1 protein-coding gene is annotated in these 407 nt (G+C 74.7%); it reads left to right on the forward strand.

Translation table 11 applies throughout. The annotated features are described in order from the left end of the window. The coding region (locus G3I40_RS40050; protein WP_343245175.1) for a biotin/lipoyl-containing protein at nt 1-407 on the forward strand (407 nt) is incomplete at both ends.

Consider the following 407-nt stretch of genomic DNA (forward strand, 5'->3'; position numbering starts at 1 on the left):
ACCGACAAGGTCGACACCGAGATCCCCTCCCCTGCCGCCGGCGTTCTGGCCTCCATCAAGGTCGCCGAGGACGAGACCGTCGAGGTCGGCGCCGAGCTGGCCGTCATCGACGACGGTTCCGGTGCCCCGGCCGCGCAGGAGGCCCCGCAGCAGCAGGCCGCCCCCGCCGCCGAGGCTCCCGCCCCGGCCCAGGAGCAGCCCGCCCCCGCACAGGAGGCGCCCGCCCAGGAGGCCCCCGCCGCTTCCGGTGGTTCCGCCGAGGGCACCGACGTGACCCTGCCCGCACTGGGCGAGTCGGTCACCGAGGGCACCGTCACCCGTTGGCTGAAGGAGGTCGGCGAGGAGGTCGCGGAGGACGAGCCCCTCCTCGAGGTCTCCACCGACAAGGTCGACACCGAGATCCCCTC

Origin of the sequence: Streptomyces sp. SID14478 (genome assembly GCF_010548525.1) — a bacterium.
GTDB lineage: Bacteria > Actinomycetota > Actinomycetes > Streptomycetales > Streptomycetaceae > Streptomyces.